Source organism: Pseudomonas sp. PDM25, assembly GCF_019219045.1.
GTDB lineage: Bacteria > Pseudomonadota > Gammaproteobacteria > Pseudomonadales > Pseudomonadaceae > Aquipseudomonas.
Genome location: NZ_JAHUWL010000008.1, coordinates 66,490 through 92,337, shown reverse-complemented (window position 1 = coordinate 92,337; position 25,848 = coordinate 66,490). Strand labels below are relative to the sequence as shown.

Genomic DNA, 25,848 nt, shown 5'->3' with positions numbered 1-25,848 from the left:
CTAGTTCCAGGGGCGTCCGCACAGCGGAGCAGTGTCATGTCCGAAGTAAATCTGTCCACCGACGAAACCCGCGTCAGCTACGGTATTGGCCGTCAGCTGGGCGATCAACTGCGCGACAACCCGCCACCGGGCGTTAACCTGGACGCGATCCTGGCAGGTCTGACCGACGCTTTCGCCGGCAAGGAAAGCCGTGTAGGTCAGGAAGAAATGTCCGCGAGCTTCAAGGTCATTCGCGAAATCATGCAAGCTGAAGCAGCAGCCAAAGCTGAAGCCGCTGCTGGCGAAGGCCTGGCATTCCTGGCTGAAAACGCCAAGCGTGATGGCATCACCACCCTGGCTTCCGGCCTGCAATTCGAAGTGCTGACTCAAGGTGAAGGCGCCAAGCCAACCCGTGAAGATCAAGTGCGCACTCACTACCACGGCACCCTGATCGACGGCACTGTGTTCGACAGCTCCTACGATCGTGGTCAGCCTGCAGAATTCCCGGTTGGCGGCGTGATCGCTGGCTGGACCGAAGCCCTGCAACTGATGAACGCCGGCAGCAAATGGCGTCTGTACGTGCCGAGCGAACTGGCTTACGGCGCTCAAGGCGTTGGCAGCATTCCGCCGCACAGCGTACTGGTATTCGACGTCGAGCTGCTCGACGTTCTGTAATACCTGGCTCGATATCACATCGGGCTAATGTGGGAGCGAGCCTGCTCGCGATAGCGGCATAACAATCGACAGAAGTGTTGAATGCTAGTCAGCCTTCGCGAGCAGGCTCGCTCCCACAGTTTTTGCAGTGATCTTCATACCTCGAACTTTGTATTGAGATCATGAGACGGGCGCAATGCCCGGGCATAGCAGAACAGAAACAGATTGCGCACCAGTTCCTTGAGCACCACCGGCTCGCTGGAACTCAAGCCGTTGACGTCCAGATCCCCCTGATCCTGCAGCTCGTTCAAGGCTTCTTCTTCAAGCACCGCACAGACTTCCCCGGTTTCCCGATGCAGGATCCTGAGGTAAGGGTGTGGGCGGTCCAGCCAGGCATCGATCAAATAAGTCATGGGTCTCATCTCCTTTGATGGGCTTCAATGAGAATAATTCCTATTCATTAAATAGCAAGGACCTATTGGCGGTTTGGGTTTTTTTAGGGATAAAGGTTGCGTAAGGTCAAAACGGCTGGCGTTTGGCTATTGCGAGGGATTGTTGGGCGAAGCGGGGGAGGGTGAAGCACCATCCCACGCAGGACGCGGGATGGAATACGGCAGGCTCAGACTTTTCTGACGAACTCGGATTTGAGCTTCATCGGGCCGATGCCGTCGATCTTGCAGTCGATGTCGTGATCACCATCGCACAGGCGGATGTTCTTGACCTTGGTGCCGACCTTGACCACCAGCGACGTGCCTTTGACCTTGAGGTCCTTGATCACGGTGATGGTGTCGCCGTCCTGCAGGACGTTGCCGACCGAATCCTTTTTCACGGTGTCATCGGACACTGCTTCGGCTTCGCCGCTGGCGGACCACTCGTGGGCGCACTCAGGGCAGATCAACTGGGCGCCGTCTTCGTAGGTGTATTCGGAATTGCATTTTGGGCAGGGTGGCAACGTGCTCACTAAAGCTCCTTGGATTGAGGATCGCTAAAAAGCGCACATTATATAGGGTTTTAGGCGGAAGAGGGCGTGGCGCTAAATAACCTGTGGGAGCGGGCTTGCTCGCGAAGGCTGACTAACATTCAACATTGATGTCGACTGTTACGCCGCCTTCGCGAGCAAGCCCGCTCCCACAGGGGATGAATCAGTGCGTGCGGGCGACCGCAAATTCACTCAACTCGACCAGAGCATCGCGGTATTCGCTGGCAGGCAGCGCATCGAGGCATTTGATCGCTCGGGCCACGTAGTCACGGGCCAGTTGCGCGGTGTAATCCAGCGAACCTGAGGCTTCCACGGCTTCGCGGATGCTTTCCAGGTCTTCGATGCCGCCTTTCTGGATCGCCTTGCGCACCAGGGCAGCCTGCTCCGGCGTGCCTTCGCGCATGGTGTAGATCAGCGGCAGGGTCGGTTTGCCTTCAGCCAGGTCGTCACCGACGTTCTTGCCCAGGGTTTCGGCGTCGCCTTTGTAGTCCAGCAGGTCGTCGACCAATTGGAACGCCACGCCCAGGTGATCGCCAAATGTACGCAGGGCTTCCGACTGTTCCGATGTCGCTTCGCACAGCGCTGCAGCACTGTGTGTCGAGGCCTCGAAGAGCATCGCAGTCTTGCCGCGGATGACTTCCATGTAGGTTTCTTCGGTGGTGCTGGCGTCACGAACCTTCGACAGCTGCAACACTTCGCCTTCGGCGATGATGCGCGTGGCTTGCGAAAGGATTTTCATCACCGGCATGGAGCCCAGCTCGACCATCATTTCGAAGGACCGCGAATACAGGAAGTCGCCCACCAGCACGCTAGGGGCGTTGCCCCACATGGCGTTGGCGGTCGAGCGGCCACGGCGCATGCCGGACATGTCGACCACGTCGTCATGCAGCAGGGTTGCGGTGTGCAGGAACTCGATGGTCGCCGCCAGCAGGCGCAGGTCATCGCCTTCGCGCCCCAGCGCCTTGCCACACAGCAAAACCAATAGGGGGCGCAGGCGTTTACCGCCAGCCGAGGTAATGTAATCGCCGATTTTCGATACCAGCGGCACTCGGGAAGTCAGCTGCTTCTTGATGATGCCGTCGACGGCGCTAAAATCGTCCGCCACCGCGCGGTAGAAAGCTTGGGGTTGCATCAGCGACAGTTGCTCCAGAAGGGTTGCGCGGCATGCTAGGACCCACGTCGGCGGGTGTCAAGGTACGATGGACGGCCTCTTGCATCGCCCTGGCAGCTTGCGTACAATCGCGCACCCTGAACTTCCTGGGCAGCACCTGCCTTACGCAATTGCAAACAGGCCTTCCAGCCCAATGCAGCCATGCCAGCCAATACCTCTTCTTATAAAGAGCTGGGTGAGCAGGATTATCGGAGAAATACCATGTCGTACGCAGTAATTGTTACTGGTGGCAAGCAATACAAGGTCGCCCCAGGTGAATACCTGAAGATCGAAAAACTGGAAATCGCTACCGGCGAATCCGTTACTTTTGATCGCGTTCTGTTGGTCGCCAATGGCGATGACGTGAACATCGGCGCTCCAGTTGTTGCTGGCGCTACCGTTGTGGCTGAAGTGATCTCCCAAGGTCGTCACGATAAAGTCCGCATCATCAAGTTCCGTCGTCGTAAGCACCACATGAAGCGTATGGGCCACCGCCAGTGGTACACCGAGATCAAAATCACCGGTATTCAGGCTTAATTTCAGCCTAATTCCTCACTAGGAGAATTGACTCATGGCACACAAAAAAGCTGGTGGTAGTACCCGTAACGGTCGCGACTCAGAAGCCAAACGCCTTGGCGTGAAGATGTATGGCGGCCAGGTTATCATTCCGGGCAACATCATCGTGCGTCAGCGCGGCACCCAATTCCACGCCGGTTACGGTGTTGGCATGGGTAAAGATCACACTCTGTTCGCTAAAATCGACGGCGTGATCAAGTTCGAAGTAAAGGGCGCCTTCGGTCGTCGTTACGTAAGCATTGTCCCGAAGACTGAAGTCGTCGCGGCATAATTGCGTAGTTGCTGGAAAAGCCCTGTCTCGCGACGGGGCTTTTTCGTTTGTGGGGTGAGTCTCTTGCAAAGCTGTTTGTGATGGGCTCCAGCGCTGGATTTGCGGTCGTTGATTGAGGTCGCTGCGCTCATTTTTGCAAGAGTCTTATGTCTTAGTGTTTTTCGGCTCGTCCGTATGACGAGAGGCGTTTTGTTATGAAGTTTGTTGATGAAGTATCGATTCGAGTAAAGGCCGGTGACGGCGGCAACGGTTGCATGAGCTTCCGTCGCGAAAAATTCATTGAAAACGGCGGCCCGAACGGCGGTGATGGTGGTGATGGCGGCTCGGTCTACATGATCGCCGACGAAAACCTCAACACCCTGGTGGACTACCGTTACACCCGGCACTTTGATGCCGAGCGTGGTTCCAACGGCGGCAGCACTGACTGCACCGGCAAGAAAGGTGAAGAGCTGGTGCTGCGTGTTCCGGTCGGTACGACCGTTATCGACTCCGCGACTCAGGAAGTGATTGGCGACCTGACCAAGGCTGGCCAGCGTCTGCTGGTGGCACATGGCGGCTGGCACGGTCTGGGTAACACCCGTTTCAAATCCAGTACTAATCGTGCTCCGCGCCAGACCACTCCGGGTAAACCGGGTGAGGCGCGTGACCTGAAGCTGGAAATGAAGGTGTTGGCTGACGTCGGCCTGCTGGGCTTGCCGAACGCCGGTAAAAGTACCCTGATCCGCGCTGTATCGGCCGCCAAGCCGAAAGTCGCCGACTACCCGTTCACGACGCTGGTGCCGAATCTGGGTGTGGTCAGTGTCGATCGCTGGAAAAGCTTCGTGGTCGCGGATATTCCGGGCCTGATCGAAGGTGCTTCCGACGGCGCAGGCCTGGGGATTCGCTTCCTCAAGCACTTGTCGCGTACCCGTCTGTTGCTGCACCTCGTGGACATGGCGCCGCTGGATGACACCAGTGCTCCGGATGCTGCAGAAGTGATCGTCAGCGAACTGACCAAGTTCAGCCCGTCCCTGGCTGAACGTGATCGTTGGTTGGTGCTGAACAAGTGCGACCAGATTCTTGAGGAAGAGCACGACGAGCGCGTCAAGGAAATCGTAGATCGCCTGGAGTGGACCGGTCCTGTCTATGTGATCTCTGCGATCTCTAAGTTGGGTACCGAGCGTCTGTGCCACGACATCATGCGTTATCTGGAAGATCGTGCCGATCGTCTGGCTGCCGATCCGGCGTACAAAGAAGAGTTGGCCGAACTCGATCAGCGCATCGAAGACGAAGCCCGTGCTCAGCTGCAGGCCCTGGATGACCAGCGTGCCCTGCGCCGTAGCGGCGTGAAGTCGGTCCACGACATCGGTGACGATGATTGGGACGAAGAAGATGTGGATGACGAAGACGGTCCGGAAATCATTTACGTGCGTGACTGATTCGTTGCGATAAACTTAAACGCCGCTCTCTAGAGCGGCGTTTTAGTATCTGGAAATCGATAGTTGGTCACGAATAACCACGAATAATGTTACGGGCAGTGCCAGGTCGCGCTGCCCTCAAGCTAAGGTTGAAGATGATGCGGAGCAAGGTGACAGGTGCGCAGCGTTGGGTCGTGAAGATCGGCAGCGCTTTGCTGACAGCGGACGGCAAGGGCCTGGATCGCGCGGCAATGAGTGTTTGGGTCGAGCAGATGGTGGCTTTGCATGAGGCAGGCGTCGAGCTGGTGCTGGTGTCCTCCGGGGCGGTGGCGGCCGGCATGAGCCGCTTGGGCTGGACCGTACGACCCAGTGCGATGCACGAGTTGCAGGCCGCTGCCGCCATCGGTCAGATGGGGTTGGTGCAGGCCTGGGAGTCGAGCTTTGCCGAGCATGGCCGACATACCGCGCAGATTCTCCTGACCCATGACGACTTGTCCGACCGCAAGCGCTACCTGAATGCCCGCAGCACCTTGCGCGCGCTGGTCGAGCTGAAAGTTATTCCGGTGATCAACGAGAACGACACCGTGGTCACTGACGAAATCCGTTTCGGTGACAACGACACCCTGGCGGCGCTGGTAGCCAACCTTGTCGAAGCTGACTTGCTGGTGATCCTTACCGATCGCGATGGCATGTTCGACGCCGATCCGCGCAACAACCCTGACGCCAATCTGATTTACGAAGCACGCGCTGATGATCCGGCGCTGGATGCGGTGGCGGGCGGTACGGGTGGGGCGCTGGGTCGTGGCGGCATGCAGACCAAATTGCGTGCTGCGCGGCTGGCGGCTCGCTCCGGTGCGCATACCATCATCGTCGGTGGGCGTATTGATCGTGTGCTGGATCGTCTCAAGGCAGGTGAGCGCATCGGCACCTTGCTGTCGCCTGAGCGCGGCCTGTTGGCGGCGCGCAAGCAATGGCTGGCCGGGCACCTGCAAACCCGCGGCACGCTCGTGCTGGATGCTGGTGCGGTGATGGCGCTGTCAAAAGGCAACAAAAGTTTGCTGCCTGTGGGTGTCAAGCGGGTCCAGGGCAGCTTCCGTCGTGGCGAGATGGTGGTTTGCGTGGCGCCGGATGGTCGTGAAATCGCCCGAGGCCTGGCCAACTACAGCGCGCTGGAAGCACAAAAAATCATCGGTCAGTCGTCTGAGGCGATTGTCGGTCTGTTGGGTTACATGGCGGAGCCGGAACTGGTTCATCGCGATAACCTGATCCTGGTCTGAGGGAATACCTGAATGCGCGTGGCAAAAGGATTGTTGGGTCTGCTGTTGGCGATGCCGCTGCTGGCCTCGGCCGAGGAGATTGGTCAGGTGTCGACGGTGTTCAAGTTTGTCGGTCCGAACGACCGCATCGTCGTCGAAGCGTTTGATGATCCAAAGGTTGAGGGTGTGACTTGCTACCTGTCGCGAGCCAAGACAGGTGGCGTGAAGGGTGGTTTGGGATTGGCTGAAGATCGTGCGGAAGCGTCTATCGCTTGTCGTCAGGTCGGGCCGATCCGCTTCAAAGGCGAGTTGAAGGATGGTGACGAGGTATTCAAGGAGCGCACGTCGCTGGTGTTCAAGACCATGCAGGTGGTGCGATTCCTCGACAAGAAGCGCAATACGCTGGTGTACCTGGTCTATAGCGATCGTGTGATCGAAGGCAGTCCGCAGAATGCGGTCACCGCCATCCCAATCCTGCCGTGGGCGAGCGCCCAGTAATCTGACACAAATCGAAATGTGGGAGCGGCGGTGCGACGTTTCGACTTGCTCGCGAAGAGGCCATGACATTCAACATCATCGTTGACTGTTACACCGCCTTCGCGAGCAAGCCCGCTCCCACATTTTTTTGTGCAGATTTATTAAATCGCAGGCAATAAAAAACCGACCCTAGGGTCGGTTTTTTAACAAGCTTATCGCTTATGCGGCAACAGCAAGGTTCAGAGCCTTGACGTGACCGTTCAGGCGGCTCTTATGACGAGCAGCCTTGTTCTTGTGGATGATGCCTTTATCGGCCATACGGTCGATAACTGGCACGGCCAGAACGTAAGCAGCTTGAGCTTTTTCAGCGTCTTTTGCGTCGATGGCTTTAACTACATTCTTGATGTAGGTACGAACCATGGAACGCAGGCTGGCGTTGTGGCTGCGACGCTTCTCAGCCTGTTTTGCACGTTTTTTGGCGGAAGGTGTGTTGGCCACCGTCGAGCTCCTCGAAAGACTTTTTAGGAAATAGCAAACAAAATAGGCCGCGAATCATGCCGATGAGTTGATGTCTTGTCAAGGGCGGTTGAGACGTTCCGCTAAGTGGTAGGTATAAAGAGGCGGGATATTTATTTCCGGCGCTTGACCTGTAAACTCGCGAGCTTTGGCTCTGTGCTGCTGCGGCGCGGAGTATCGCATAAGTAGGCGCTTTGTTCGCCTGCTGTTTATCGACAGGCACAAACTCTTTCAATGAATCTGCTCAAATCGTTAGCCGCCGTCAGCTCTATCACGATGCTTTCCCGGATTCTGGGGTTCGTTCGTGACACTCTCATTGCACGCACATTTGGCGCCGGGATGGCGACCGACGCCTTCTTTATCGCCTTCAAATTGCCCAATCTGCTGCGACGGATCTTCGCCGAGGGGGCTTTTTCCCAGGCATTCGTGCCGATTCTTGCGGAATATAAAAGCCAGAAGGGCGAGGAGGCGACGCGAACCTTCATTGCCTACGTCTCGGGCCTGCTGACGCTGGTGCTGGCGTTGGTCACCGCCTTGGGCATGATCGCTGCGCCGTGGGTCATCTGGGCGACCGCGCCGGGTTTCACCGATACGCCGGAAAAATTCGAGCTGACCGCCAGCCTGTTGCGCGTGACCTTCCCTTATATATTGCTGATCTCCCTGTCTTCATTGGCCGGGGCAATCCTCAATACCTATAACCGCTTCTCGGTGCCGGCCTTTGTGCCGACGCTGCTCAACGTCAGCATGATCATCTTTTCGGTGTTTCTGACGCCGTACTTCGATCCACCGGTCATGGCGCTGGGCTGGGCAGTACTGGTGGGTGGTCTGGCGCAATTGCTCTATCAGCTGCCGCACCTGAAAAAGCTCGGCCTGCTGGTGTTGCCACGCCTGAACCTGCGTGACAGCGGCGTCTGGCGGGTCATGAAACAAATGCTGCCGGCGATTCTTGGTGTGTCCGTGAGCCAGATTTCGCTGATCATCAACACCATTTTCGCTTCGTTCCTGGTCGCCGGTTCCGTGTCCTGGATGTACTACGCCGACCGTTTGATGGAGTTACCGTCCGGTGTTCTGGGCGTGGCACTGGGCACGATTCTCCTGCCCACCCTGGCCAAGACTTACGCCAGCAAGGATCGCGAGGAATATTCACGGATCCTCGATTGGGGTCTGCGCCTGTGCTTCATGTTGGTGTTGCCTTGCTCCCTGGCACTGGGGATTCTCGCCGAGCCGTTGACGGTTTCTTTGTTCCAGTACGGCCAGTTCAGCGCGTTTGACGCCACCATGACCCAGCGGGCGCTGATCGCTTATTCGGTCGGTTTGCTCGGGATTATTGTGATCAAAGTGCTGGCGCCGGGCTTTTATGCGCAACAAAACATCCGCACACCGGTAAAAATCGCGATTTTTACCCTGATCGTTACCCAGTTGTTCAACCTGGTGTTGATCGGTCCGCTGGCCCACGCCGGTCTGGCGCTGGCCATCAGCATCGGCGCGTGCATTAACGCCGGCCTGCTGTTCTATCAGCTGCGCAAGCAGCAGATGTATGAGCCGCAACCGGGTTGGGCGAAGTTCGGCTTCAAGCTGGTGATAGCCGTGTTGGTGATGTCTGCTGTATTGCTGCTTGGAATGCATTTCATGCCAGCCTGGGATCAGGGGCATATGCTGGAGAGGTTCCTGCGTCTGGGCGCATTGGTCGTTGCCGGTGTGGCGGCTTATTTCGGCATGTTGCTGTTGATGGGCTTCCGTTTGCGAGACTTCAATCGCAAGGCGCTGAGCTGAGGTCACGACCTCGATAAACACGGGCGAATCGACAGTTTTGTCGGCTCGATCACTTTGGGTTACGGTGTTGCCTGTCGTCGGCCGCCGGGTGTGGTTATAATCGACCACTTTATGAGCAAGAAGCGCGTTATGCAGCTGGTTCGAGGCCTCCACAACCTGCGCCCCCAGCATCGGGGCTGTGTCGCCACTATTGGCAACTTTGACGGTGTTCACCGTGGCCACCAGGCTATCCTGGCGAGGCTCCGTGAGCGTGCGCTCGAGTTGGGCGTGCCCAGCTGCGTGGTGATTTTTGAGCCGCAGCCGCGAGAGTTCTTCGCGCCGGACACGGCTCCGGCCCGTCTGGCCCGGCTGCGGGACAAACTGCAGCTGCTGGCCGAAGAAGGTGTCGACCGGGTCCTGTGCCTGGCCTTCAACCAGCGCCTGAGCAAGCTCAGCGCCGCCGAATTCGTCGATACCATTCTGGTGGACGGCCTCGGTGTGCAACATCTTGAGGTCGGCGACGATTTCCGTTTTGGCTGTGACCGGGTAGGGGATTTCGATTTCCTGCAACAGGCTGGCGTCCTTCAGGACTTTACCGTCGAAGCGGCGCAGACGGTCGAGCTGGACGGTATTCGCGTCAGCAGCACCCAGGTCCGCAATGCTCTGGCGGCTGCCGATTTTGCCTTGGCCGAGCGACTGCTCGGTCGTCCGTTCCGGATTGCCGGACGGGTCCTGCATGGCCAGAAGCTGGCGCGCCAGTTGGGTACGCCGACGGCCAACATACAACTCAAGCGTCGTCGCGTGCCGCTGACCGGGGTTTACCTGGTCAACGTCGACATCGACGGCAAGACCTGGCCAGGCGTCGCCAACATTGGCGTGCGGCCAACCGTTCAAGGTGATGGCAAAGCCCACCTCGAAGTGCATCTTTTAGATTTTGCCGGCGATCTGTATGACCGGCGTTTGACGGTGGTTTTCCACCACAAGCTGCGTGAAGAGCAGCGTTTCGCCTCTCTGGAGGCGCTTAAGACGGCGATCAATGCGGATGTTGCCGCCGCCCGTGCCCTGTCGCACCTAGCGCCAATCGCTAATGAAGAGCCTTAAATGACCGACTATAAAGCCACGCTAAACCTTCCGGACACCGCCTTCCCAATGAAGGCCGGCCTGCCTCAGCGCGAACCGCAGATTCTGCAGCGCTGGGACAGCATTGGCCTGTACGGTAAGTTGCGCGAGATTGGCAAGGATCGTCCGAAGTTCGTACTTCACGACGGTCCTCCGTACGCCAACGGCACGATTCACATCGGTCATGCGCTGAACAAGATTCTCAAGGACATGATCATCCGCTCGAAAACCCTGTCGGGTTTCGACGCGCCTTATGTTCCGGGCTGGGACTGCCACGGTCTGCCGATCGAGCACAAAGTCGAAGTGACCCACGGTAAAAACCTGGGCGCGGACAAGACCCGCGAACTGTGCCGTGCCTACGCCACCGAGCAGATCGAAGGCCAGAAGTCCGAATTCATCCGTCTGGGCGTGTTGGGCGACTTTGCCAACCCGTACAAGACCATGGACTTCAAAAACGAGGCCGGTGAAATCCGTGCCTTGGCTGAAATCGTCAAGGGCGGTTTCGTGTTCAAGGGCCTGAAGCCTGTGAACTGGTGCTTCGATTGCGGTTCGGCCCTGGCTGAAGCAGAAGTCGAGTACGAGAACAAAAAGTCCTCGACCATCGACGTGGCGTTCCCGATTGCCGACGAAGCCAAACTGGCTGCCGCTTTCGGTCTGCCGTCGCTGGGTAAACCTGCTTCTATCGTGATCTGGACCACCACCCCGTGGACCATCCCGGCCAACCAGGCGTTGAACGTTCACCCGGAATTCAACTACGCCCTGGTCGATGTCGGCGACAAACTGCTGGTGCTGGCTGAAGAGCTGGTCGAATCGTGCCTGGCCCGTTACAACCTGGAAGGCTCGGTCATCGCGACCACCACCGGTAAAGCGCTGGAGCTGATCAACTTCCGTCACCCGTTCTACGATCGTCTGTCGCCGGTTTACCTGGCCGACTACGTCGAACTGGGCGCTGGCACCGGCGTGGTTCACTCTTCGCCGGCCTACGGCGTAGACGACTTCGTGACCTGCAAGAAGTACGGCATGGTCAACGATGACATCATCAACCCGGTTCAAAGCAACGGCGTTTACGTACCGTCGCTGGAATTCTTCGGCGGCCAGTTCATCTGGAAGGCCAACCCGGCCATCGTCGACAAATTGACCGAAGTCGGTGCGCTGCTGCACACCAGCATCATCGAACACAGCTACATGCACTGCTGGCGTCACAAGACCCCGCTAATCTACCGCGCCACAGCGCAGTGGTTCATCGGCATGGACAAAGAACCTGTGACCGGCGACACCCTGCGCAAGCGGGCGATCAAAGCCATCGAAGAGACCAAGTTCGTCCCGGCCTGGGGCCAGGCGCGCCTGCACTCGATGATCGCCAACCGTCCGGACTGGTGCATCTCCCGTCAGCGCAACTGGGGCGTGCCGATCCCGTTCTTCCTGAACAAGGAAAGCGGCGAGCTGCACCCACGTACCGCCGAGCTGATGGAAGAAGTCGCCAAGCGCGTCGAAGTCGAAGGCATCGAAGCCTGGTTCAAGATGGACGCCGCCGAGTTGCTCGGTGACGAAGCGCCGCAGTACGACAAGATCAGCGACACCCTGGACGTCTGGTTCGATTCGGGCACCACGCACTGGCACGTTCTGCGCGGTTCGCACCCGATGGGCCACGAAACCGGTCCACGTGCCGACCTGTACCTGGAAGGTTCGGACCAACACCGTGGCTGGTTCCACTCGTCGTTGCTGACCGGTTGCGCCATCGACAACCACGCGCCATACCGCGAGCTGCTGACTCATGGCTTCACCGTCGACGAGTCCGGCCGCAAGATGTCCAAGTCCTTGGGCAACGTGATCGCGCCGCAAAAGGTCAACGACACCCTGGGCGCCGACATCATGCGTCTGTGGGTGGCTTCCACCGATTACTCGGGTGAAATGGCGGTTTCCGAGCAGATCCTGCAGCGCAGTGCGGACGCTTACCGGCGGATCCGTAACACCGCGCGCTTCCTGCTCTCCAACCTGACCGGTTTCAACCCGGCCACCGACATCCTGCCGGCCGAAGAAATGCTGGCGCTGGACCGTTGGGCCGTGGACCGCACCCTGCTGCTGCAACGCGAGCTGCAAGAGCACTACGGTGAATACCGCTTCTGGAACGTCTACTCCAAGATCCACAACTTCTGCGTGCAGGAGTTGGGCGGTTTCTACCTCGACATCATCAAGGACCGTCAGTACACCACTGGCGCCAACAGCAAGGCCCGCCGTTCGGCGCAAACCGCGCTGTACCACATCTCCGAAGCGCTGGTGCGCTGGATCGCGCCGATCCTGGCGTTCACCGCTGACGAACTGTGGGAATACCTGCCGGGCGAGCGTAACGAATCGGTAATGCTCAATACCTGGTACGAAGGCCTGACCGAGTTGCCGGAAAACGTCGAGCTGGACCGCGCCTACTGGGAGCGGATCATGGCGGTGAAGGTCGCGGTCAACAAGGAAATGGAAATCCAGCGCGCGGCCAAGGCCGTCGGTGGCAACCTGCAAGCCGAAGTGACGCTGTTCGCCGAAGAGGCGCTGAGCGCCGACCTGGCCAAGCTGAGCAACGAACTGCGCTTCGTACTGATCACCTCGACCGCGACCGTTGCACCGTTCGTTCAGGCGCCGGCCGATGCCGTGGTCACCGAAGTCAGTGGTTTGAAACTGCAAGTGGTCAAGTCGAGTCACGCCAAGTGCGCCCGTTGCTGGCACTGCCGTGAAGACGTCGGCGTGAACCCGGAGCATCCGGAAATCTGCGGTCGTTGCGTCGACAACATCAGCGGCGCTGGCGAGGTTCGTCACTATGCCTAATGCGGCTGGCCGTTTCGGACGGCTGAGCTGGCTCTGGTTGAGTTTGCTGGTCCTGGTCATCGACCAGGCCAGCAAGTTCTACTTCGAAGGCAAGCTCGAGATGTTCCAGCAAATCGTGGTGATCCCCGATTTGTTCAGCTGGACCCTGGCCTATAACACGGGTGCGGCATTCAGCTTCCTGGCCGACAGCTCCGGCTGGCAGCGCTGGTTGTTTGCCCTGATCGCGGTCGTGGTCAGTGCGGTGCTGGTCGTGTGGCTCAAACGTCTGGGGCGCAACGAAACCTGGCTGGCCGTCGCTTTGGCGCTGGTGCTGGGTGGCGCGCTGGGTAATCTGTATGACCGTATCGCCCTGGGCCATGTGATCGATTTCATTCTGGTGCATTGGCAGAACCGCTGGTATTTTCCGGCGTTCAACTTTGCCGACAGTGCAATCTCTGTCGGTGCCGTAATGCTTGCGCTAGACATGTTCAAAAGTAAGAAAACCGGAGAAGCCGTTCATGACTGAACAGGTATTGGCTGAGCAACGCATCCGCCAGAACACGGAAGTCACCTTGCACTTTGCACTGCGCCTGGAGAACGGCGACACGGTCGACAGCACCTTCGACAAAGCCCCGGCGACCTTCAAGGTCGGTGACGGCAACTTGTTGCCAGGGTTCGAAGCAGCACTGTTCGGCTTCAAGGCTGGCGACAAGCGTACGCTGACAATTCAGCCGGAAAACGCTTTTGGCCAACCCAACCCGCAGAACGTACAGATCATCCCGCGCTCGCAGTTCAAGGACATGGAACTGTCGCCTGGCTTGCTGGTGATCTTTAACGATGCGGCCAATACTGAGCTGCCTGGTGTAGTGAAGACATTCGATGACGAGCAAGTGACCATCGACTTCAACCACCCGCTGGCCGGCAAGACATTGACCTTTGACGTCGAGATCATCAACGTCAAATCGCTGTAACTGACCGGACACGGTCAAAAATGTGGGAGCGAGCCTTTGTGGTGAGGGGATTTATCCCCGTTGGGGTGCGAAGCGCCCCTGAATCCAATCACCGCGGTCTTGAATAAGAACACGCGGCCTGGTTTACGATTGCTTCGCAATCGAACGGGGATAAATCCCCTCGCCACACAAGCCCGCTCCCACAGTAAGAAGTTTTTCACTGTTTTCGCTATTTCTTGCGCGCAAGACACGAGGCACAGCATGCAAATCAAACTCGCCAACCCCCGTGGCTTCTGCGCCGGTGTGGACCGGGCAATCGAAATCGTCAACCGCGCCCTGGAAGTCTTCGGGCCGCCGATCTATGTGCGCCACGAAGTGGTCCACAATAAATTCGTCGTCGAAGACCTGCGTGCTCGTGGGGCGATCTTCGTCGAAGAACTGGATCAGGTGCCGGACGACGTCATCGTGATCTTCAGTGCCCACGGTGTTTCCCAGGCCGTGCGCACCGAAGCCGCCGGTCGTGGCCTGAAGGTGTTCGACGCCACTTGCCCGCTGGTGACCAAGGTACACATCGAAGTGGCCCGCTACAGCCGCGACGGCCGTGAATGCATCCTCATCGGCCACGCCGGTCATCCGGAAGTTGAAGGCACCATGGGCCAGTACGATGGCAGCAATGGTGGCGCGATCTATCTGGTCGAAGACGAGAAAGACGTCGCCGAATTGCAGGTGAACAACCCTGAAAGACTGGCGTTCGTGACCCAGACCACCCTGTCCATGGACGATACCAGCCGCGTCATCGACGCTCTGCGTACACGCTTCCCGGCGATCGGTGGTCCACGCAAGGATGACATCTGCTACGCCACGCAAAACCGTCAGGACGCGGTCAAGCAACTCGCCGATGAATGCGACGTGGTTCTGGTGGTCGGCAGCCCGAACAGCTCCAACTCCAATCGCCTGCGTGAACTGGCTGAGCGCATGGCCACCCCTGCCTACCTGATCGACGGTGCCGAAGACCTGCAAAAGAGCTGGTTCGACGGTGTCGAGCGAATCGGCATCACCGCTGGCGCCTCCGCACCGGAAGTGCTGGTGCGTGGCGTGATCCAGCAGTTGCAGGCGTGGGGCGCTACTGGCGCCGATGAATTGGCCGGTCGCGAGGAGAACATTACCTTCTCCATGCCTAAAGAGTTGCGCGTCCGCTCCCTGCTTTAACGCTCTTGCCCCTCGGGCACAGCGCCTGCTCAGCCTTATGGCTGCGCAGGCTGACGCGACCGGTCGCGGCCAGCACCACCTGGAGCTGAGAGACCGGTTCGCGGGCGGCGCAAATGTGCAGTGTCCCCGCTTGAAAGGCCCGTCCGGGCATCTGTGGCTCACCGATACTGTTGAAGCGTATGTATCGCCTGACCGGCCAATTGCCGACAATCGGCACCTCAGTGCCACTCGCGCGCTCAATCAGCAGCGGATTGCTGTTGTCCTCCGCTCCTTTGCCACTGATATCCAGAATGATCCGCCAGCCCTGACTCCAGTCGCCGTTGATGCCGTGAATCACGACGCTCTGGTTGCGTGTGATGGCAACGGTTCTGGCGTTGCGTATACCGCTGATAAGCGACTCTGCCATCTGCTCGCGATGGTTCGATTCAGTCAGTGCAGCAAACGCCGGACTGACCAACAGCAGAACAATCCCGACAATTGTCAGTCCCATGAGCAGTTCGATCAGGCTGAAACCTCGCTGATGCATGTCATCTCCCTCCCTGGAGTGCTGCGGCCCGCGCGATCCCTGCGCGAGTAATGGCAAAACAACCGAACATCTGCCGGTCGAATGTTCTAGCGTGTAGAAGCAGGTATAGCCGACGGCAACGGAGGGCACCGATGGATCATCGTACAAAAGGTTTCACGCTGATCGAGTTGCTGGTCGCGCTCGCGGTGTTTCTGGTCCTGATCACGCTGGTCGTACCGGCGTTTACCCGTTCGGTGCAAATCACCAAGGCCGACACCGAAATCGGCGATCTGCAACGCGGACTCAATTTCGCCCGACTGGAGGCAATCGATCGTGGTGTCACCACCCGGCTGCGCCCGACGGCCGGCGGCAGCGTCTGGAGCGGAGAATTAACGGTCTTTGACGGTACTGGCAATCCGGCCAATGTATTGCGGGTTGTTCCAGCGATGAGCAGCGGCGCGACTCTGACGCTAACCTCAGGAGTGACCGCCATCGATTTCAACAACCTTGGCGGGTTGTCGGCACCGTCCACGGCGGTGGTGATCAGCTACGTACGGGGGGCGGAAAGCAGGACACTGAATGTGTGTTTGAACGGACGAATTCTATTGGGTGGAAGCTGCGGATGAGGGGATGGAGCAAGCGTGCACAGGAGGGCATGACGCTGATCGAAGTCTTGGTTGCGTTGTTGATTCTGAGTGTGGGGCTGTTGGGGGCGGCAGCGATTCAGCTTAATGCGCTGAAGTACACGGACAGCGCGCGGATGACCAGCCAGGCGAGTTTTATCGCCTACGACATGATGGACCGCATTCGCGCCAACTCCGGTGCCGACTACACCGTCACGCCTCCGACCTCGGGCAACCTGAGCGTCGCTCGGGATCAGGATCTCTACGACTTCACCACCAACATTGTCAATTTCGGCGGCGCCACTGCCACCGGAAGCGTTGCGCTCAATCAGCGGGTGTACACCATCACCATCACCTGGGATGACTCACGGGCGGCCAACACTGCCAATTCACGCCGTAGTTTCGTCCTGACCAGTCGCGCCACCCTTGATCCGGTGTCGACGCCATGAACCAGACCAACAGAGGTTTCGGCCTGATCGAGTTACTGATCGCCCTGGCGTTGAGTCTGGTCGTGGTCCTGGGTGTGGCGCAGATTTTCATCGCGGCCAAGAATACTTATGTCAGCCAGAACACCGCTGCCGCCATGCAGGAAGATGCGCGTTTCGTGCTGAGCAAGATGATTCAGGAAATTCGCATGGTCGGGATGTTCGGATGTCTGGGGGCGGTCACCGATTCAAGCTCGGCGGGTGACTTCAATGCCAGCCAGACAACGCCCATCAATTGGGATAACGCCAACCTCAAACTGACCCTGGTGACAGCGGATGTCGGCAGCAGTGGCGGGGTACCGACCTGGACGGTGGTTTCCGATTGCCGGAACAATGCAACGGCCTACACCGGCGTCCGGGTTCCGGGGTCGGGAGAGCTGGCGTTTCCGATCCGGCGCTTGATCTACAGCTTCAGCAACAATCAACTGCTCATGGGTGTCGGCAGCGGCACGCCGGCTCAGGCGGTGCTGGTGAACAACGTCAGTGCCTTCAACGTAAGCTTCGGCCTCGCCAGTTCCGCCACTGATGTGGCCGCCTCCAGTTACAGCAACAACCCCACTGATCCGGCGCGCATCCGTAGTGTTCGCCTGACATTGACCCTCACCGACCCGAACAACCGGGTAGGCAATCAAACCTTCAACGTGGTTGCCGCGCTGCGCAACCGCTTGCCATGAGGAGAGGGCCGATGAGTATTTCTCCCGTGACCCCTCCCGCCCAGCGGGGCATGGCGCTGCTGGTCAGCCTGGTGTTTCTTCTGTTGCTGACACTGATCGGCCTTTCATCCATGCAAAACGCCACCCTGCAGGAAAAAATGGCCGCCAGCGTGACCTTGCGCAATCAGTCGTTCCAGGGCGCCGAATCGGCGTTGCGCGTAGGTGAAAGCGCGGTACAAATGGATACCTATTCGTTGCCGGTCTGCAGCGGCACTACCCAATGCGCGCCACCGGCCGAGTCGTCGACAATCACCGGCGCTGGCTTCAATTCCACCTCGGGGGTGACCTGGATCGCCTCCGGCAGCGGTTTTTACGGGGTACAAAACATCGGCACCACCCTGACCGCCGTGAATGTGCCGAGCAACACCTCGACAACGCTGTACCGGGTGACCGCCGTCGGCATCGCGGGCAACTCGCGCAGTGTGGTGGAGAGTATCTATGCGAAATACTGAGGCTCGCACAGGCTGGCGCCGTTGGTTGTTGCAGTGGTTCTGCGGCGCGGCGTTGAGCCTTTATCTGGCCGCGCCGACTTACGCCTTCACGCCCTCGGATTCGCCGCTGTTGAATGCCGCCGCCGTGGCCCCCAATGTGATGCTGTTACTCGATGACTCGGGGAGTATGAACAGCATTATCTGGGCGGCAGACTTCGACCCGACGATCACGCGCACTCAGGTGACTATTTGCCTCTCGAATGGTTCGTGCTTGAAAGGGCGGGAACTTGATATGACCGACAGCAATATCTCCTTGTCGAGTTTGACTCGAGGAACATGTTCGAAGGATTGGTACGGTTTTTATAACAACAGCTTTTTCGGTCTGGATTCGCTTTGCCTGAAGCTTCCCGATCCGGTAGGGGGTGAGGACACTCGCTATTCGGCGAAATACTTGTCGTATCTGGTAAGCCTTGCCAACAATTCCGACCGGGATTTCACCGATGGCTCGATTCCCAATGATTACCGGATGAATGTGGCGCGCAACGTTTCCAAGGCGTTGGTGGCCGGCAACCGCTCGCTGCGTATCGGTCTGACGACGTTCAACCTGGCGGTCGGAAACCATAAGAATGACGGCGGTTACATCGCCCGCTCGATCAGTGATTTGTCGGCAGTCAGCGGCACCGTGACGCAGGCTCAGGCCGATACCAACTACAACGAATTGATCGCCGGAATCGACGAACTGAGCGCGCAGGCCAATACGCCGCTGGCTGAAGCCTATTACGAGATCACCCGCTATTTCCGTGGCATGGCGCCGTACAACAACTCGACACCCACCACCTACACCAGCCCGATTCAGTATCGCTGCCAGAGAAATTACGGGGTGGTGATCACCGATGGTCTGCCCACCTACGACCAAACCTTTCCGACTGACGATCCGCTGGGTGGCAGCCGCTTACCGAACTGGGACGGGATCAGCAGTAACGATGGTGCCAACCGCTTTGGCGACGACGAGGGCGACACCCTGTACCTGGATGACATCGCCAAGTTCGCCTTCGATATCGACATGCGCTCCACGGGAGTCGATGCCGCGGGTAAAAGCTGGGACGCCCCGGATTTTCCCGGGCAGAACATGAATACCTACACCGTGGGGTTCGCCGCGGCAAACCAAATGCTGGCGGACGCCGCGACCTACGGGCAGGGCAAGTACTACCAGGCGACTGACGGCGCCGAGCTCAACAGCTCACTGTCTTCAGCCCTGAGCGATATCACCTCCAAGGCCGGCTCCGGCGGCAGCGGTGTTGCCAGCGGCACGACGCTGTCCAGCGGTTCGAGTTACTTTCAGACCAGCTACGATCCCAAGGACTGGCGCGGCACCATTAAGTCCTTTGGCTTCACATCGACGGGCGCGGTGAACACGGCCGCGGTACTGTGGACGACCGATACTGCCATCGTGCCCGGTGCTACCGCGCCGACCTACCAGTCCTGGAATACCCTGACCAACGCCGTTGTTACCCTGGCCTACAGCAATTTTTCCCCAGCCCAGCAGTCCTTCCTCAGCCAGAGCCTGCCCACTGGCATCACCGGCAGCGATCTGGTGGAGTGGAGCAAGGGCACCAACAAAACCGGGTTGAGAACGCGCAGTGTATTGCTCGGCGATATCATCAATTCGCCTCTCGTGCTGGCCGCGCCCACGAACAAAACCGCGTCCGATCTGGTGGGTGATACCACTTACAGCACCTACCTCGCCACCAAAGCCGCCAACATGAACTCCAGCCTGGTGGTGAACGCCAACGACGGTTTTGTAAACGTCATTAGCTCGACCAACGGTGCCAGACGCTACGGCTATATGCCCTCCAGTGTGCTGTCATCATTGCGCTACATCGCTGACCCCACTTACATCAATGGTGTGAGCCACAAATATCTGGTCGACGGTCAGGTCGGTGTGTTCGATGCCCAACTCGGCAGCGCCTGGAAAACCCTGGCGATTGGAGGAACAGGGGCGGGCGGCAAAACCTTTTATGCACTGCAACTGTTCGACGCGTCGGCCGGTAACGTGACTAACGCGTTGTGGGAGATCAGTGCACCGGCCACAGCAAATACGGCGAACGTTTTCAATGATCTGGGTTATGCCTATGCACATCCCGAAGTGGCACGCTTGGCCGATGGTCGCTGGGCGGCATTCATCTCCAACGGTTATGGCAGCAACTCCGGGGTGGCAGCGCTGTATGTGGTGGATATCCGCGACGGCTCGCTGATCAAGAAAATCGTGGTCGACAGTACAGAAACCACCAACGGCCTGTCGTCGGTGAAGCTCAGGGTCGACTCGCAAAATGTGGTGCAGGCCGCCTATGGGGGCGATCTGAAAGGGCGGTTGTGGAAGTTCGATTTGAGTGGCACTGCCTCCGATACCTGGGGCGTGGCATTTTCCGGCAAGCCGTTGTTCACCACTGCAGGTGGCGCGACCCAGCCGATTACCGCGCAACCGTTGCTGGCCGATCACGCATTGGGCGGCAAGGAAGTGTTTTTCGGCACCGGTAAATTCAACGAGACTGCCGACAAGACCAACAAAGACCTCCAGGCGTTCTATGCCGTGTGGGATGCGGAAGGTGGCTCCGGGCAAATCACAACGTCCAGTTTGCAGGCGCAGGCGGTGACTGGCGTGTTCTCGGGTAGCAGTGGGCAATTCATCACCACCAGCCAGAACGACGTGACCTATCCGGCAGAGAAGGGCTGGTATCTGCCATTGGTTTACAACAACGTGTTGACCGGCGAGCGGGTAATCAATCAGGCCAGTCTGGTGGCCGGCCGGATCGTATTCACCACGGCCAGCGTGGACACCACCGACCCTTGCGCCAGTTTCGGCACCGGCAAACTGGTCGAGCTGGATGCATTCAGCGGTAAGATGCTCAATTACGCGGTGCTCGACAGCAATGGCGACGGGTTGGTCGACATCAAGGATTCGATCTCCAGCGGGGTGGTTTTCACCGGTGGTATTCCGACGCTGAACGCGATCGTCAACAATGCGTCCCGCAAGATTATGAACGACTCCAGCGGTGGCATCAGCTCCCTGGTGGAAAAGCCCGGCAGCGGCGGTAGCCGTCGCATCATGTGGCGACAAATACAGTAAGTGAGAGTTGAGGCATGCGCAGATCCAACCGAGGTTTTACCCTGATCGAAATCATGATCGTGATTGCGATCATCGGGATCGTCATCACCATTGGCTACCCGAGCCTCACCGAGTATGTGAACAAGGGCCGCCGCACTGAAGTCGCCGGCCTGCTCTCCGAACAAGCACAGATCCTTGAACGCTTCTATTCGAAGAATAATGTCTACACCAATGCCACCGGCCTGAGCGCCGGTAATGACTTCTACACCATCACCCCGACCCTGACCGATCAGACCTTCCTGCTGACGGCGGTGCGCAAGCCTGGCAAGGCCATGGCAGCTGACAAGTGCGGTGATTTCACCATCACCAACACTGGCGTCAGAAGCATGGTCAATGCGACGGCCGCGACCAAGGATTGCTGGGGGCGCTAAGTTCTTTTTTTGGGTGCCTTTTGTGCCCCTGTCTTTTTAACGGTTGGATCAGAACATGACCAGGCAACAGCAAGTGGTGATTGTCGGCGGCGGCGTGATTGGCCTGCTGACAGCGTTCAATCTCGCGTCCGAAGTGGAAAAAGTTGTGCTGCTGGATCGCTCGAACGTCGGTCAGGAGTCGTCCTGGGCCGGTGGCGGCATCGTTTCGCCGCTCTACCCGTGGCGCTACAGCCCGGCGGTCACCGCGTTGGCGCATTGGTCCCAGGATTTTTATCCACAGCTGGGTGAGCGACTGTTTGCCGCCACCGGTGTCGATCCCGAGGTGCATACCACCGGGTTGTACTGGCTGGATCTGGATGATGAGGCTGAGGCGCTGGCCTGGGCCGAGCGGGAAAATCGTCCGTTGCGGGCTGTGGATATCTCGGCGGCTCACGACGCAGTGCCTGTGTTGGGGAACAGTTTTTCCCGGGCGATCTACATGGCAGATGTGGCCAATGTGCGTAATCCGCGGCTGGTGAAGTCCCTCAAGGCCGCGTTGCTGGCGCTGCCGAATGTGAGGATTCATGAACAGTGTGAAGTCAGCGGGTTTATCCGTGAAGGCGCTACGGTGGTCGGGGTGCAGACCTCGGCGGGAGCGATTCATGGCGATCAGGTGGTTCTGACCGCCGGTGCCTGGAGCGGTGATTTACTCAAGAGCCTGGATCTGGAGCTGCCGGTCGAACCGGTGAAAGGTCAGATGATTCTGTACAAATGCGCGGCGGACTTTCTGCCGAGCATGGTTCTGGCCAAGGGGCGTTATGCGATCCCTCGGCGCGATGGGCACATTCTGATTGGCAGTACGCTGGAGCATGAAGGCTTCGACAAGACGCTAACCGAATCCGCCCTGGAGAGCCTGAAGGCGTCGGCGGTGGAGTTGATTCCTGCACTGGCGGATGCCGAGGTCGTGGGGCACTGGGCCGGGTTGCGACCGGGTTCGCCGGAAGGTATTCCCTACATCGGTCGGGTGCCAGGGTTCGAAGGGCTTTGGCTGAATTGCGGGCATTACCGTAATGGCTTGGTGCTGGCGCCCGCATCGTGTCAGTTGTTTGCGGATGTGATGCTGGGGCGTGAGCCGATCATTGATCCGGCGCCGTATGCACCGATCGGGCGGATTTAGTCGCGGGATTTTCGGCGCCTGTCAGATCGCCTTCGCGAGCGAGCCCGCTCCCACATTTAAACGAGTTCTACCAGAAAGAACGCAATCGAATGTGGGAGCGGGCTTGCTCGCGAAGAGGCCCTCAATCCAACCCTAATTTTTTGAGCCTGTAGCGCATCGACCGGAATGAAAGATTTAACCGCTGAGCCGCCGCCGTGCGGTTCCAGCGGGTTTCTTCCAGGGCCTGGAGGATAAGGTTGCGTTCGACGTTTTCCAGGTAGTCTTCCAGGTTGTCGATCTGCGTCAGGTCCGGCACACCGCCTTCCGGGTTGCAGTTGCCTTCGGCCAGTCGCAGATCGCTGGCTTCAATTTGTTTGTTTTCGCACAACGTGTGCGCCCGTTCGAGGACGTTTTCCAGTTCCCGCACATTGCCGGGGAAGCGATAGCTTTTCAGCGCGTCGAGGGCTTGGGGGTGGAGTTTTGCGACGGGTTGGCCAGTGCTGGTGGCCAGGCGTTTGAGCACATGGCTGGCGAGGGATTCGATGTCGTCACGGCGTTCGCGCAAGGGCGGCACCCGTAGTTCGATCACGTTCAACCGGTAGTACAAATCCTGGCGAAAGCGTTCGGCGGCAACTTCGGCGTCGAGGTCTTTGTGGGTGGCGCACAGGATACGCACATCGACCACGGTTTCCTGTTGCTCGCCGACACCGCGAACGGCTTTTTCCTGTATGGCCCGTAGCAGTTTGACCTGCATCGCCAGCGGCAAATCAGCCACTTCGTCGAGGAACAGGGTGCCGCCATGGGCCGCCTGGAACAGTCCGGGTTTGTCTTCGATGGCACCGCTGAAACTGCCTTTGCGATGCCCGAAAAATTCGCTCTCCATCAATTCCGACGGAATCGCCCCGCAATTGACCGGAATAAAAGGTTGGTTGGCGCGTGGCCCTTGCTCATGGATCAGTCGCGCGACCAATTCCTTGCCGCTGCCGGATTCGCCGCTGATGTACACCGGCGCCTGGCTGCGGGCCAGTTTGTCGATGTGTTTGCGCAAGGCGCGCATGGGCGGTGAATCACCCAGCAGCCGGCGATCGATGGCAATGCCGGTGCCGCCCGGCGCAGGCAACCGAAGCGCACTGCTGACCAGTTCCCGCAGGCGAGTGAGGTCCACCGGTTTGGTCAGGAAGTCGAAGGCGCCGGCTTTGAGGGCGTTGATCGCCGTTTCCAGGCTGCCATAAGCGGTGATCATGGCCACCGGTACTTGGGGGTGGCGTTGCTGGATGTGTTGCACCAGCTCAAGGCCGGTGCCGTCCGGCAAGCGCATGTCGGTCAGGCACAAATCGAATGACTCTCGCGACAGCAGTGCCTGGGCTTCGCCGAGGTTGCGGGCACTGAAGGTGTCGAGTTTCATCCGTCCCAGGGTGATTTCCAGGAGTTCGCGGATATCCGGTTCGTCGTCGACGATCAGGACTTTTTGCCGTGGGCTCATGTTCAACTTTGTTTCCGTCCGTGAGCAAAAGTGATGCGAAAGCAGCCGCCGCCTTGGCGTGGTTTGAAGTCTAGGCGGGCCTGGTTGCTTTCGCACAGCTCACGGGACAGATAAAGCCCCAGGCCGGTGCCTCGGGTGCTGGTGGTGAAGAACGGTTCGAACAAGTGCACGTGATGCTCTGGCGTCACGCCGGGGCCATCGTCCAGGATCTCGAGGATCGGCAGCTGGCTGTCCGAATCGACAAACAATTCGAGCCAGACCTGTGCCAGGTCGTGATTCAAGGCGCTATGGCGCCAGGCGTTGCGCAACAGATTGTCGAGAATCTGGGTCAGTTGGTCTGGATCCATCAGGGTTTTGAAGTCTCCTGAGCCGATGCGCAGATGAATCTGCTGATGCTCGGTCGCCCTCTCGCGGGTTTCGTTGACGAACTGTTCCAGCCACGGCTTCAGATCAAGCCGTTGCGCTATGGTTTGCTGGCGGCGGGACAGTTGCAGGACGTTTTCGATTACCCGATTCATTCGCTGAGAGTGGTCTTGAATAATCTGTGTCAGACGTCGGTCCGCGCCGTTCAGTTCCTCTGATTCCTGCAATAGCTGCGCGGCATGACTAACGGCGCCCAGTGGGTTGCGGATTTCATGGGCGATACCGGCGGTCAGGCGACCGAGGGCGGCGAGCTTCAATTGCTGGGCTTGTTGAGCGATTTGCGCGAGGTCTTCGAGAAAGACCAGGGTCTGGTGGTATGGGCTTTGGTCCAGGGCAATGAAGCTCGGTTGCAGCTCCAGACCACTGCTGGCGACTTTCAGGCTCTGGGGGCGCAGCGTCGGATTGTTGCGCCACAGTTGCAGGCGTTCGACCAGGCTGGGCAAGTAGTCGTCGATCACCTGGCCTGCAAGATTTTCCCTGCCTAACAGGTTCAAGGCGCTGTGATTGGCCAGTTGAACCCGCCGCTGGTCGTCGAGTACCAGGATGCCGGTCCGCATGCGTTGCAGGATCAGGGCGTTGAGGGCTTCGAGGCTGACAACTTCGCTGGCCCGCTGTTCGGCGAGGGTTTCGCTGACATCCAGGCGTCGGATCAGTCCTTGCACCAGCAATGCAGCAGCAAAACACAAGGCGCCGAGCGTGCCGACTTGCAGGTAATCGTTGGGGGTGGCGCGATGGCTGAAACTCAGGAGGAAGCTCAGCCCGACGATGCCGAGCGCGCCAACGGCGGCAATCAGCAGGCCGATGCGCCCTCGCAACAAAGTGTTGCTGATGGCTACCGATACGATCAGCAAGTTGCCGATGGCGCTGGCCACACCACCGGCGGCATAGAACAGACCGCACAGTAGCAGGACGTCGGTCAGCGCCAGGCTGAACAGTTGCGCCGGGCGCCGGGTGTTCCCGAGGAATACCACCAGCAGGATGTTCAGCACCAGGTAAAACCAGCTACCACTGCGCAGCAGGTCGTCATTGCTGAACGTCAGCAGCTGGTTGTCCATGTTGCTGGCGATCAACAGCACCAGGGTGATGCCGATGCTCAAACGGTAGAGGTGATAGAGGCGCAGCAGTCGCTGGGCCTGTTTGCTGCCGGGACTGGAGGTCTCAGCGATCACTGGAGCCCGGGCCTTGCTCAAGATGAGCCTGGCTGCAATACCACTGTTGTTGAAGTCTCAGCGCGCGGTCGCGTGGCAGGTGTACGCCGCAATGGGCGCAACGGACCATCGGAGCCGCCTCCAGCTCGGCAGAGGACCTGGGCACGGACGCCTGGCCCTTGAACTTGCGCCAGAACCATACCGCAGCGGCAATCAGGGCGATCCAGAACAGTAAACGAAGCATGATGAGCTGCTATTCGACGAGTGAAGAGCCAGTTTAGCCAAGG

General features: G+C 58.8%; 27 protein-coding genes. 19 read left to right on the top strand and 8 right to left on the bottom strand.

Annotated features, from left to right (window positions below):
• Window positions 1–36: 36 nt before the first annotated feature.
• On the top strand, window positions 37–654 hold the full coding sequence (locus KW848_RS16800; RefSeq protein ID WP_008154266.1) for an FKBP-type peptidyl-prolyl cis-trans isomerase: 618 nt from the start codon (window positions 37–39) through the stop codon (window positions 652–654).
• A 134-nt stretch (window positions 655–788) separates the two neighbouring features.
• On the opposite strand, the gene KW848_RS16795 is transcribed toward KW848_RS16800, so the two are convergent.
• The 3 genes from KW848_RS16795 to KW848_RS16785 all read right to left on the bottom strand — a co-directional run bounded on the left by KW848_RS16795 (window position 789) and on the right by KW848_RS16785 (window position 2,744).
• On the bottom strand, window positions 789–1,046 hold the full coding sequence (locus KW848_RS16795) for a hypothetical protein (protein ID WP_018925879.1): 258 nt from the start codon (window positions 1,044–1,046) through the stop codon (window positions 789–791).
• A 206-nt stretch (window positions 1,047–1,252) separates the two neighbouring features.
• On the bottom strand, window positions 1,253–1,594 hold the full coding sequence (locus KW848_RS16790; protein WP_008154270.1) for a zinc ribbon domain-containing protein YjdM: 342 nt from the start codon (window positions 1,592–1,594) through the stop codon (window positions 1,253–1,255).
• A gap of 181 nt (window positions 1,595–1,775) precedes the next feature.
• On the bottom strand, window positions 1,776–2,744 hold the full coding sequence (locus KW848_RS16785) for a polyprenyl synthetase family protein (protein WP_033054288.1): 969 nt from the start codon (window positions 2,742–2,744) through the stop codon (window positions 1,776–1,778).
• Window positions 2,745–2,984: 240 nt separating this feature from the next.
• Between KW848_RS16785 and rplU the strand changes: the two genes are divergently transcribed.
• From rplU to KW848_RS16760, 5 genes are all read left to right on the top strand, one after another.
• Window positions 2,985–3,299, top strand: coding sequence for a 50S ribosomal protein L21 (rplU, locus tag KW848_RS16780; protein WP_003176051.1), 315 nt, complete (start codon window positions 2,985–2,987; stop codon window positions 3,297–3,299).
• Window positions 3,300–3,333: 34 nt separating this feature from the next.
• The gene (rpmA, locus tag KW848_RS16775) at window positions 3,334–3,609 is read left to right on the top strand and encodes a 50S ribosomal protein L27 (protein ID WP_017340859.1); all 276 of its coding nucleotides are present in this window, start codon (window positions 3,334–3,336) and stop codon (window positions 3,607–3,609) included.
• Between the two features lie 194 nt (window positions 3,610–3,803).
• Complete coding sequence (cgtA, locus tag KW848_RS16770) at window positions 3,804–5,027, top strand: Obg family GTPase CgtA (RefSeq protein ID WP_111451101.1); 1,224 nt, start codon at window positions 3,804–3,806, stop codon at window positions 5,025–5,027.
• A gap of 137 nt (window positions 5,028–5,164) precedes the next feature.
• A complete protein-coding gene (gene proB, locus KW848_RS16765) occupies window positions 5,165–6,283 on the top strand; it encodes a glutamate 5-kinase (RefSeq protein WP_111451100.1) in 1,119 nt (372 codons plus the stop codon).
• Window positions 6,284–6,295: 12 nt separating this feature from the next.
• Window positions 6,296–6,760 (top strand): CreA family protein, encoded by a 465-nt coding sequence (locus KW848_RS16760; RefSeq protein WP_008154938.1) that lies wholly within the window; start codon window positions 6,296–6,298, stop codon window positions 6,758–6,760.
• Window positions 6,761–6,958: 198 nt separating this feature from the next.
• Here KW848_RS16760 and rpsT read toward each other — a convergent pair whose 3' ends face one another.
• Window positions 6,959–7,237 (bottom strand): 30S ribosomal protein S20, encoded by a 279-nt coding sequence (rpsT, locus tag KW848_RS16755; protein WP_008154937.1) that lies wholly within the window; start codon window positions 7,235–7,237, stop codon window positions 6,959–6,961.
• A 252-nt stretch (window positions 7,238–7,489) separates the two neighbouring features.
• Between rpsT and murJ the strand changes: the two genes are divergently transcribed.
• The 6 genes from murJ (at window position 7,490) to ispH (ending at window position 15,078) form a co-directional block, all read left to right on the top strand.
• Entirely contained in the window at window positions 7,490–9,028 is a 1,539-nt protein-coding gene (gene murJ, locus KW848_RS16750; RefSeq protein WP_218537509.1) for a murein biosynthesis integral membrane protein MurJ, read from the top strand.
• Window positions 9,029–9,157: 129 nt separating this feature from the next.
• Entirely contained in the window at window positions 9,158–10,108 is a 951-nt protein-coding gene (gene ribF / locus KW848_RS16745) for a bifunctional riboflavin kinase/FAD synthetase (RefSeq protein WP_111451098.1), read from the top strand.
• A complete protein-coding gene (ileS, locus tag KW848_RS16740) occupies window positions 10,109–12,940 on the top strand; it encodes an isoleucine--tRNA ligase (protein ID WP_218537508.1) in 2,832 nt (943 codons plus the stop codon).
• On the top strand, window positions 12,933–13,445 hold the full coding sequence (gene lspA / locus KW848_RS16735; protein ID WP_008154929.1) for a signal peptidase II: 513 nt from the start codon (window positions 12,933–12,935) through the stop codon (window positions 13,443–13,445). The genes ileS and lspA overlap by 8 nt, the downstream gene beginning before the upstream one ends.
• Before the next feature lie 7 nt (window positions 13,446–13,452).
• The gene (fkpB, locus tag KW848_RS16730; RefSeq protein WP_177327872.1) at window positions 13,453–13,890 is read left to right on the top strand and encodes an FKBP-type peptidyl-prolyl cis-trans isomerase; all 438 of its coding nucleotides are present in this window, start codon (window positions 13,453–13,455) and stop codon (window positions 13,888–13,890) included.
• A gap of 240 nt (window positions 13,891–14,130) precedes the next feature.
• Window positions 14,131–15,078: a 4-hydroxy-3-methylbut-2-enyl diphosphate reductase gene (gene ispH, locus KW848_RS16725; RefSeq protein WP_007901894.1), complete on the top strand. Its 948-nt coding sequence runs from the start codon at window positions 14,131–14,133 to the stop codon at window positions 15,076–15,078.
• Here the strand turns inward: ispH and KW848_RS16720 are convergent.
• Window positions 15,047–15,604, bottom strand: coding sequence for a GspH/FimT family pseudopilin (locus KW848_RS16720; protein WP_218537507.1), 558 nt, complete (start codon window positions 15,602–15,604; stop codon window positions 15,047–15,049). The two genes, ispH and KW848_RS16720, sit on opposite strands and share 32 nt — an antisense overlap.
• Before the next feature lie 131 nt (window positions 15,605–15,735).
• Here KW848_RS16720 and KW848_RS16715 point away from each other — a divergent pair, with 131 nt between their 5' ends.
• The 7 genes from KW848_RS16715 to thiO are packed head-to-tail and all read left to right on the top strand — an operon-like array spanning window position 15,736 to window position 22,528.
• Window positions 15,736–16,209, top strand: coding sequence for a GspH/FimT family pseudopilin (locus tag KW848_RS16715; RefSeq protein ID WP_008154923.1), 474 nt, complete (start codon window positions 15,736–15,738; stop codon window positions 16,207–16,209).
• A complete protein-coding gene (gene pilV, locus KW848_RS16710; RefSeq protein ID WP_218537506.1) occupies window positions 16,206–16,655 on the top strand; it encodes a type IV pilus modification protein PilV in 450 nt (149 codons plus the stop codon). Before KW848_RS16715 ends, pilV begins: the two co-directional genes overlap by 4 nt.
• On the top strand, window positions 16,652–17,365 hold the full coding sequence (locus tag KW848_RS16705; RefSeq protein ID WP_218537505.1) for a PilW family protein: 714 nt from the start codon (window positions 16,652–16,654) through the stop codon (window positions 17,363–17,365). Before pilV ends, KW848_RS16705 begins: the two co-directional genes overlap by 4 nt.
• An 11-nt stretch (window positions 17,366–17,376) precedes the next feature.
• Complete coding sequence (locus tag KW848_RS16700) at window positions 17,377–17,856, top strand: PilX N-terminal domain-containing pilus assembly protein (protein ID WP_218537504.1); 480 nt, start codon at window positions 17,377–17,379, stop codon at window positions 17,854–17,856.
• A complete protein-coding gene (locus KW848_RS16695; RefSeq protein ID WP_218537503.1) occupies window positions 17,843–20,962 on the top strand; it encodes a pilus assembly protein in 3,120 nt (1,039 codons plus the stop codon). Before KW848_RS16700 ends, KW848_RS16695 begins: the two co-directional genes overlap by 14 nt.
• Before the next feature lie 14 nt (window positions 20,963–20,976).
• Window positions 20,977–21,372: a type IV pilin protein gene (locus tag KW848_RS16690; protein WP_008154912.1), complete on the top strand. Its 396-nt coding sequence runs from the start codon at window positions 20,977–20,979 to the stop codon at window positions 21,370–21,372.
• A 55-nt stretch (window positions 21,373–21,427) separates the two neighbouring features.
• Complete coding sequence (gene thiO, locus KW848_RS16685) at window positions 21,428–22,528, top strand: glycine oxidase ThiO (protein WP_218537502.1); 1,101 nt, start codon at window positions 21,428–21,430, stop codon at window positions 22,526–22,528.
• A gap of 121 nt (window positions 22,529–22,649) precedes the next feature.
• Here thiO and KW848_RS16680 read toward each other — a convergent pair whose 3' ends face one another.
• From KW848_RS16680 to KW848_RS16670, 3 genes are read right to left on the bottom strand one after another with little or no spacing between them, the layout of a single operon-like run.
• Window positions 22,650–23,990 (bottom strand): sigma-54 dependent transcriptional regulator, encoded by a 1,341-nt coding sequence (locus tag KW848_RS16680; RefSeq protein WP_111451090.1) that lies wholly within the window; start codon window positions 23,988–23,990, stop codon window positions 22,650–22,652.
• A gap of 2 nt (window positions 23,991–23,992) precedes the next feature.
• Entirely contained in the window at window positions 23,993–25,582 is a 1,590-nt protein-coding gene (locus tag KW848_RS16675) for a PAS domain-containing sensor histidine kinase (protein WP_218537501.1), read from the bottom strand.
• Entirely contained in the window at window positions 25,572–25,805 is a 234-nt protein-coding gene (locus KW848_RS16670; protein ID WP_111451088.1) for a PP0621 family protein, read from the bottom strand. Before KW848_RS16670 ends, KW848_RS16675 begins: the two co-directional genes overlap by 11 nt.
• Window positions 25,806–25,848 lie beyond the last annotated feature (43 nt).

Bases quoted from the DNA above. Each gene is read 5' to 3' on its own strand.
- KW848_RS16800 (WP_008154266.1), top strand. From the start codon at position 37: ATGTCCGAAGTAAATCTGTCCACCGACGAAACCCGCGTCAGCTACGGT.
- proB (WP_111451100.1), top strand. From the start codon at position 5,165: ATGCGGAGCAAGGTGACAGGTGCGCAGCGTTGGGTCGTGAAGATCGGC.
- cgtA (WP_111451101.1), top strand. From the start codon at position 3,804: ATGAAGTTTGTTGATGAAGTATCGATTCGAGTAAAGGCCGGTGACGGC.
- rpmA (WP_017340859.1), top strand. From the start codon at position 3,334: ATGGCACACAAAAAAGCTGGTGGTAGTACCCGTAACGGTCGCGACTCA.
- KW848_RS16700 (WP_218537504.1), top strand. From the start codon at position 17,377: ATGAGTATTTCTCCCGTGACCCCTCCCGCCCAGCGGGGCATGGCGCTG.
- KW848_RS16720 (WP_218537507.1), bottom strand. From the start codon at position 15,604: ATGCATCAGCGAGGTTTCAGCCTGATCGAACTGCTCATGGGACTGACA.
- ileS (WP_218537508.1), top strand. From the start codon at position 10,109: ATGACCGACTATAAAGCCACGCTAAACCTTCCGGACACCGCCTTCCCA.
- KW848_RS16670 (WP_111451088.1), bottom strand. From the start codon at position 25,805: ATGCTTCGTTTACTGTTCTGGATCGCCCTGATTGCCGCTGCGGTATGG.
- murJ (WP_218537509.1), top strand. From the start codon at position 7,490: ATGAATCTGCTCAAATCGTTAGCCGCCGTCAGCTCTATCACGATGCTT.
- thiO (WP_218537502.1), top strand. From the start codon at position 21,428: ATGACCAGGCAACAGCAAGTGGTGATTGTCGGCGGCGGCGTGATTGGC.
- KW848_RS16705 (WP_218537505.1), top strand. From the start codon at position 16,652: ATGAACCAGACCAACAGAGGTTTCGGCCTGATCGAGTTACTGATCGCC.
- KW848_RS16760 (WP_008154938.1), top strand. From the start codon at position 6,296: ATGCGCGTGGCAAAAGGATTGTTGGGTCTGCTGTTGGCGATGCCGCTG.
- KW848_RS16795 (WP_018925879.1), bottom strand. From the start codon at position 1,046: ATGACTTATTTGATCGATGCCTGGCTGGACCGCCCACACCCTTACCTC.
- KW848_RS16680 (WP_111451090.1), bottom strand. From the start codon at position 23,990: ATGAGCCCACGGCAAAAAGTCCTGATCGTCGACGACGAACCGGATATC.
- KW848_RS16785 (WP_033054288.1), bottom strand. From the start codon at position 2,744: ATGCAACCCCAAGCTTTCTACCGCGCGGTGGCGGACGATTTTAGCGCC.
- rplU (WP_003176051.1), top strand. From the start codon at position 2,985: ATGTCGTACGCAGTAATTGTTACTGGTGGCAAGCAATACAAGGTCGCC.
- ribF (WP_111451098.1), top strand. From the start codon at position 9,158: ATGCAGCTGGTTCGAGGCCTCCACAACCTGCGCCCCCAGCATCGGGGC.
- pilV (WP_218537506.1), top strand. From the start codon at position 16,206: ATGAGGGGATGGAGCAAGCGTGCACAGGAGGGCATGACGCTGATCGAA.
- lspA (WP_008154929.1), top strand. From the start codon at position 12,933: ATGCCTAATGCGGCTGGCCGTTTCGGACGGCTGAGCTGGCTCTGGTTG.
- KW848_RS16690 (WP_008154912.1), top strand. From the start codon at position 20,977: ATGCGCAGATCCAACCGAGGTTTTACCCTGATCGAAATCATGATCGTG.
- KW848_RS16695 (WP_218537503.1), top strand. From the start codon at position 17,843: ATGCGAAATACTGAGGCTCGCACAGGCTGGCGCCGTTGGTTGTTGCAG.
- ispH (WP_007901894.1), top strand. From the start codon at position 14,131: ATGCAAATCAAACTCGCCAACCCCCGTGGCTTCTGCGCCGGTGTGGAC.
- KW848_RS16715 (WP_008154923.1), top strand. From the start codon at position 15,736: ATGGATCATCGTACAAAAGGTTTCACGCTGATCGAGTTGCTGGTCGCG.